Annotated in this window: 5 protein-coding genes; 4 read left to right on the top strand and 1 reads right to left on the bottom strand. The window is 54.7% G+C overall.

Features of this window, described 5'->3' with window-relative positions; all coding sequences use genetic code 11:
• Positions 1-98: 98 nt before the first annotated feature.
• The 4 genes from cysC (at position 99) to uppS (ending at position 4445) form a co-directional block, all read left to right on the top strand.
• Positions 99-656, top strand: a complete 558-nt coding sequence (gene cysC / locus QN359_RS19370; protein ID WP_322247551.1) for an adenylyl-sulfate kinase — start codon at positions 99-101, stop codon at positions 654-656.
• The gene (locus QN359_RS19375) at positions 653-1873 is read left to right on the top strand and encodes a nucleotidyltransferase family protein (RefSeq protein ID WP_322247552.1); all 1221 of its coding nucleotides are present in this window, start codon (positions 653-655) and stop codon (positions 1871-1873) included. Before cysC ends, QN359_RS19375 begins: the two co-directional genes overlap by 4 nt.
• A 256-nt stretch (positions 1874-2129) precedes the next feature.
• The gene (locus QN359_RS19380; protein WP_322247553.1) at positions 2130-3617 is read left to right on the top strand and encodes a hypothetical protein; all 1488 of its coding nucleotides are present in this window, start codon (positions 2130-2132) and stop codon (positions 3615-3617) included.
• 78 nt (positions 3618-3695) lie between these two features.
• On the top strand, positions 3696-4445 hold the full coding sequence (gene uppS, locus QN359_RS19385) for a polyprenyl diphosphate synthase (RefSeq protein WP_322247554.1): 750 nt from the start codon (positions 3696-3698) through the stop codon (positions 4443-4445).
• On the opposite strand, the gene QN359_RS19390 is transcribed toward uppS, so the two are convergent.
• Positions 4415-4705 carry a hypothetical protein gene (locus tag QN359_RS19390; RefSeq protein ID WP_322247555.1) on the bottom strand — a complete coding sequence of 97 codons (291 nt, stop codon included), beginning with the start codon at positions 4703-4705 and terminating at the stop codon, positions 4415-4417. The two genes, uppS and QN359_RS19390, sit on opposite strands and share 31 nt — an antisense overlap.
• Positions 4706-4776 lie beyond the last annotated feature (71 nt).

Consider the following 4776-nt stretch of genomic DNA (forward strand, 5'->3'; position numbering starts at 1 on the left):
AGCGACGCGATGGGAGGGGATGCAAACCCCTTCCAGAGTCTTTTCCATCGTCGCTTGCGACGATCCATTAAATTGTTTTTTTGTTATCCCCTTAGCTTATGACGACTGCAAGCACACTGTGGTTTACCGGCCTTTCCGGTGCCGGCAAATCGACCTTGGCCACGGCCACCGCAAAGGCATTGAGGGCGCGTGGCCATGCCTGTACTGTGCTCGACGGCGACATCATGCGGCAAGGTTTGTGTCAAGGCCTGGGTTTCTCTCCCGCCGATCGACGCGAAAATTTGCGTCGTATTGCCGAAGTCGCGGCATTGATGAACCAAGCCGGCCTGACAGTCTTGGTGGCGACTATCTCACCCTTGCACAGTGATCGCGAGATGGCCAGGCACATCATCGGCGCTGCGCATTGGGTGTCGGTGTATGTCTCGACCGCGCTATCAGTATGCGAGCAACGCGATGCCAAGGGTTTATATCTGCGCGCGCGGCGCGGGGAAATCAGCGACTTCACCGGTGTCAGTGCACCCTATGAAGTACCGAGTCAAGAGCAACTGCAGATCGATACTGCACAACTGACGACCGAGCAAGCGGTACACAATGTGCTGTCTACCCTGCATAGCCACATGAGCAACTCAAGCAAGCAAGAAAAGAATCGACTATGACACCAAGCTACGACCGCCGCGGCGCTTGCCCGCTAGACCCGCGTGACCAAGGGCCGGAATTTGAATTGCTGCTGACGTGCTGCCGTCCCGTGGCGAAACACTGCGATGTGGAACGACAGATTGCGCTGGCAAAACAAGCGCTCGACACCAAGAAAGTAATTGAATTAGCGCGCCGCCACAAAGTGTCGGCCCTCGTGTACTGTAATTTAAAACAACATCAAGCCGCTACCTTCGATGCGGCCTTGATCGATGAATTGGCCAGACGTTACAAAAACAATGCGCAGAAAGCGATGCGCTCGCTGCAAACGCTGCATCAAATGGCGCAACTCAAACCGGCGTTTCCGGTGTTTGTCATGAAGGGGCTCGATGTCGCCTTGCGCGCCTACCATGATCTGGCGGCACGCGATGTCGGCGATATCGATTTGCTGGTCGAACCGGAAAATTTGCGGGCTGCGTATCAGATGTTGGCCACGCACGGCTGGACATCGAATACCAGCTCATTCGAAAAATTTTTTACTTCAAAAATCTTGCGTAATATCAGTTACGACATCGGCTTGTATCGTGCCGGTTTCCCTAAGCTGGAACTGCACTGGCGGCCCACCTACAATCCCTACGAATTTTCGATGGCGCATCTCAACAGTAGCAGCATATCGAGACTAGCCAATACCGGCTTGGCCGGCTTCAATGCCGAAGATTTACTGATCTATTTGTGCGTACACGGAAGCAAGCACGGCTGGGGTCGGTTGAAATGGCTGTACGATTTACCGAATGTGATAGAACAAATCGAATTGGATTGGCCCTTGATTTGGCAGCGTGCCGATCAAGTGGGTGCAAGCTTCGCGCTCCAACAAGCTTTGCTGCTGGCCGAACAATACTGCGGTGTAGCCTTGAGCGCGCCCATGCGCGCCGGCTTTCGTTACCGTATCAGCCCTAAACAATGGCAAGCGATTCGTCAATTCCAGTCCGGCCCGGAAAGTTGGATGGAGTCGCCACCATTTCATTTATTGCTACGTTTGTATGCGAACCGCATCAGCACCGCCATCAAACCGAAAATTTTGCTTTGGTATTGTTTATGGATGTTTAACCCGAACATCAGAGATTTCGAATTAATTCCTTTGCCGCATAAATGGGAACCCGTGTATTTTTTACTCCGGCCCTTCACCTGGAGCATACGTCGGCTGCAAATTTGGAAAGCCAGACGCAGTGCAGTCGGCTAAGCGCCGAACCTGAGCTTGTATTTATTTGTTTTAATGATATTTAAAAATCAAGCTGGAAAATATTAAATAAATAATTATTTATTTGCTATTCCAGTCCGATCGCGTAGGCAATTTCAGATTTTGACGTTAAAATGGGCGCGAACTTAAGCTCAAAGGGGTTTTTGCTCACTAAATCGGCGCGCTGTCAACGTTCTCGTCTGGCACTGCGTTGTAAGCGCCGACAGTAGCACCCCATATCCTGAATAAGAAAATTGACATGATTCCTTTTAAGCTGCACGCCTGTTCCTCGTTGATCATGGCTGCCTGCACCATTGCTTGCGGCACAGCTCAAGCTGAGACCGACCTGACGGCACGCCCGGTCGAAGTCCGCTTCGGCTTTGAGCGCTTGCAATTGCCCGGCAGTGAAACCATGGGCTTAGTAGGCGGCAGCTACCTCGTGCAGATTGCGCCGGAAACCGTGCCAGGCTTGCTGTTTGGCCCGGCCGCTTACGGTGCCATCACTGGTCAGCGCGGCGGTTTTTTTACCGGCGGCGCTGAACTGGCTTGGAAAAAACCCTTGTTCGCGCGACTTTCGCTCGAGACCGGTTTGTATGTCGGCGGCGGCGGTGGCGGGGCCGCGGCAGTCGGTGGCGGCTTGATGCTGCGCCCACATATAGACTTGATGTGGAAATTCAAACAAGTCAGCGCCGGCATCTCCGCTTCGGAAGTGCGCTTTCCTAATGGTTCTATCAGCAGTAAGCAACTTGGCTTGGTCGTCGCCATTGACGATAGTTTTCTTTTCAGCAGCCCGTCCGGCATAGGCCAAGAGCTGACCATCGGCCAACGCGGCGGCATCGGTTTCGACCGCATCAGCTTGGTCGGCGGCGGCTATCAACCGAACAGCGGCGTGCATAATTTGGCTGGCGCTGCTTACAGCGGCAAGCTGGGCTATGCCGGCTTTCGTGCCGACCAATTTTTCAGCGACAATTTCTACTGGGGTTTGGAAAGCGGCGCGGCCGTGCGTGGCAGTGCCGATGGCTATGCCGAAGTGCTCGGTTTGATCGGTGCCGAATATCCGCTCGGTGCCAACAGCCGCATCGGTGCTCGCGTGGCTTTGGGTATGGGTGGCGGCGGTAAAGTACCGGTCGGTGGTGGCGCCTTGGCGAAAGCCGGTGTGTATGCCAAAACCTACCTCAGTCGCGACCTGTATGTGGCTCTGGAAGGTGGCTTGGTCGATGCCCCGAACGGCAGTTTCAAAGCCAAATACTTGAATCTGCAACTTGGCCTCGATCTCGACAGCCGCTTGGCCGCGCAACGTAACATACGCGGCATGGATTGGGAAGCCACCGGCCAGCATTACCTCAAGGCCGCACGCTACAGCGGTGAACGCGCCAATCTCGACACCTTGGGCTTAAAAATCAACCGCAACATTACAGAGCACACGTATTTCAGCGCCCAAGCTCACAGCGCCTTTTCCGGTCATGCCGGCGGCTATTCAGTCGGCTTGGTCGGCCTTGGTGCCCGCACTGCCTTTGGTGGTGGTTACGGCGGCGGTGCCGAAGTACTGGCCGGTGCCGGTGGTGGTGGCGGTGTCGCCAGCAATGGTGGCGCGCTGGCGCAGGCGCTGGCGTATGCCAGTTACGATATCGGCCGCAGCGCGCGCATCAAACTCGGTTTGGGCCGAGTGCATTCATTCAAAGGTGCCTTAGACTCGAACCTGATCGACCTTTCGCTCAGCTTCCCGCTTGGCGTCCCAGGTAAATAAATCGCGCACCACGTACTACCGCAGCCTTTCATAATGTGATGGCGGCGGGTTTTTAAGTATCAGTTTAAAAGTGAAATCATGAGCAAACATAAAACGGACAGCGCCGCCAAACACCAACACAACGGCATGCCGCGCCATATCGCCATCATCATGGACGGTAACGGCCGCTGGGCCACCAAGCGCTTTTTACCGCGCTTTGCCGGCCACGCCAAGGGCGTGAAAACAGTGAACAAAGTGGTCGAAGCCTGCGTTAATCGCGGCATCGAATACCTGACCCTGTTTGCTTTCAGTTCAGAAAACTGGCGCCGTCCACCCGATGAAGTGTCTTTGCTCATGCAATTGTTTCGCAAAGTCTTGATGGGTGAAATCCGTAAAATGGGCGAGAACAATATTCGTCTCAAAGTAGTTGGCGACCTGAGTAAATTCGACGCCGACCTGCAGCAACTGGTGCGCACCGCCGAAAGCGAAACCGCGGCCAACAGCGGCCTGACCCTGACCATCTGCGCCAATTACGGCGGCCGCTGGGATATCGTCAACGCCTGCAACAAACTCATCGCTGCCGGTGCCAACCAGGCCGCCATCACCGAAGAACAAATCAGCGCCAACCTGGCCATGGCCTATGCGCCGGAACCCGACATGCTGATCCGCACCGGCGGTGAAGCACGTGTATCGAACTTCTTGCTTTGGCAATTAGCGTACGCAGAATTTTATTTTACCGACACCTTCTGGCCCGACTTCGGCGTCGCCGCGCTCGATCAAGCCATCGCCTCGTTCCAGCAACGCGAACGCCGCTTTGGTCAGACCAGTGAACAAGTGCAGGTTAAGTAATTTAAAAAATACCAAGCGCTCAAGGTGGCTACGTCGCCATCCCGGGCGCTTCTTTGTTTTCCCCGGCCGCTTAATTCGTCATTGCCGCGCAGGCGGCAACCCAGAGGCGCGTAAGCGCCTTTCATATCCGTACGCTTGATGCCCAGCGAGATGTCCTCATTTTTCAGCGGAATCAATGCGCCCGTGATTGACGTACCCACCCTGAAGGCACTATCGTGCCACTGGATTGCCGCCTGCGCGGCAATGACGGTGGGCCCCATCTGTCAGACTACTTGTCGTGTAACTTTTTAAATTGAACCGATCTCATTGAAGTCTGTTTGTTTGTGTTTTT

The organism is Undibacterium sp. 5I2 (assembly GCF_035019605.1).
Taxonomy (GTDB): Bacteria; Pseudomonadota; Gammaproteobacteria; order Burkholderiales; family Burkholderiaceae_D; genus Undibacterium.

What these genes read in the sequence shown, in the direction of transcription:
- QN359_RS19380 (WP_322247553.1), top strand. Translation starts at nt 2,130, where the DNA reads ATGATTCCTTTTAAGCTGCACGCCTGTTCCTCGTTGATCATGGCTGCC.
- uppS (WP_322247554.1), top strand. Translation starts at nt 3,696, where the DNA reads ATGAGCAAACATAAAACGGACAGCGCCGCCAAACACCAACACAACGGC.
- cysC (WP_322247551.1), top strand. Translation starts at nt 99, where the DNA reads ATGACGACTGCAAGCACACTGTGGTTTACCGGCCTTTCCGGTGCCGGC.
- QN359_RS19390 (WP_322247555.1), bottom strand. Translation starts at nt 4,705, where the DNA reads ATGGGGCCCACCGTCATTGCCGCGCAGGCGGCAATCCAGTGGCACGAT.
- QN359_RS19375 (WP_322247552.1), top strand. Translation starts at nt 653, where the DNA reads ATGACACCAAGCTACGACCGCCGCGGCGCTTGCCCGCTAGACCCGCGT.